The organism is Pseudomonadota bacterium (assembly GCA_034660915.1).
GTDB lineage: Bacteria > Desulfobacterota > Anaeroferrophillalia > Anaeroferrophillales > Anaeroferrophillaceae > DQWO01.
The window spans coordinates 1-1,623 of sequence record JAYEKE010000232.1 but is presented as its reverse complement, the minus strand read 5'-3'; the positions used below and the strand labels follow the sequence as shown (position 1 = coordinate 1,623).

The following is a 1,623-nucleotide window of genomic DNA, read 5'->3' as shown; positions in this document are numbered from 1 at the left end:
AAACTATTTTTTAAATTATTTTCACGCATGAAAAGTTGGTTTGCAGAATTTTTTTAAAGCATGGAACAGGGAGGGAAAGTTATGTTTGAATTTGATGAACGGTCGAGATTGCAGGCCAATATCAAAGTTATTGGTGTTGGCGGGGGCGGGAGCAATGCAGTAAACAGCATGATTAATTCCCAGGTTCAGGGAGTTGATTTTGTCGCTGCCAATACCGATGCTCAGGCTTTGGAGGCATCGACGGCAGCCATCAAACTCCAGCTTGGTTCACGGTTAACCCGGGGGCTGGGTGCTGGTGCCAACCCGGATATCGGTCGCAATGCCACTATTGAGGATACGGAAAAAATTTCCGAATTGCTGGATGGTGCCGACATGGTTTTTATTACTGCCGGAATGGGCGGTGGTACGGGTACGGGAGGGGCTCCGGTGGTGGCTAAGTTGGCCAAGGAATTTGGTGCTCTCGCCGTTGCCGTAGTAACTAAACCCTTCATTTTCGAAGGTCGTAAACGGATGCGCCATGCTGAGGAAGGCCTGGAGGAATTGCGGGAAAATGTGGATGCATTGATTACCATTCCTAATCAGCGGCTGTTGAATATTGTTGGGAAAAACACCTCAATGGTGGAGGCTTTCCAGAGTGCTGATGAGGTATTGGTACAGGCGGTCCGCAGCATTTCTGATCTGATTAATGTCCATGGGTTGATAAACCTGGATTTTCAGGATGTTAAAACTGTCATGACCAATACCGGCCTGGCCCTGATGGGGACGGGAATAGCCGGTGGTGAAAACCGGGCCATCGAAGCGGCACACCGGGCTATTGCTTCACCCTTGCTGGAAGACATCAGTATTCAGGGAGCTAAGGGTATTTTGATTAACATTTCCGCCGGCAGCAGCCTGTCCCTTTTTGAAGTTAATGAGGCTTCTTCGTTAATTCAAGATGAAGCCCATGAGGATGCCAACATCATTTTTGGAGCGGTTCTGGATGAATCCATGGGTGATGATATCCGGGTTACGGTTATTGCTACCGGTTTTGAGCCGATTAGACAGCTGGCTAAAGGGCCTGGTCTGGCCGGCACGAAATTCGCACCTATTCCCAAACGACGAGATCTTGACCGCCCTGCATTTCAAAGCCGTTCCAAGGCACATGATCGACAGGAAATAATCAGAACCGTTAAAAAGGCTGTTGGTGCTTCTGACAGTGAAACTGATTTTGAAATGGAAGACTATGACTTTCCGACTTTTCTGCGCCGTCAGCTTGATTGATGGTTTTGTAATAATTCCATCTTCTTCGTTATGCGGCAACCTTTGTCAATACAACGTACGGTAAATGGATTGTATATGGTATAAGGTGTATGTGTGCAAGAAATCTTACGCCGTATATAAATACGCCTCATGACTCAGGTTTTGCCTAGCTCGAATATGAAGCTTTTACTGTGTCATCGGTTTTGTGAGTTTTTACGAAAGCATCAGCTGATACTCGACCTGAATTTTTAATTCCTGCTTTCCTGCAATTATTTATGCCATGGCGGCTGTTTCCAGTCGCCATGGCGTACCCCTGAATGGGGCAATGCCAAGTTGAATTATACTTCCTTTATTCCTTTTTCCCTTTTTTTACCGCCGGGGTCT

General features: G+C 46.8%; 1 protein-coding gene. It reads left to right on the top strand.

What is annotated here, in order from left to right:
- Positions 1–81 precede the first annotated feature (81 nt).
- Positions 82–1,260: a cell division protein FtsZ gene (gene ftsZ, locus U9P07_12860; protein ID MEA2110294.1), complete on the top strand. Its 1,179-nt coding sequence runs from the start codon at positions 82–84 to the stop codon at positions 1,258–1,260.
- Positions 1,261–1,623: the final 363 nt, after the last annotated feature.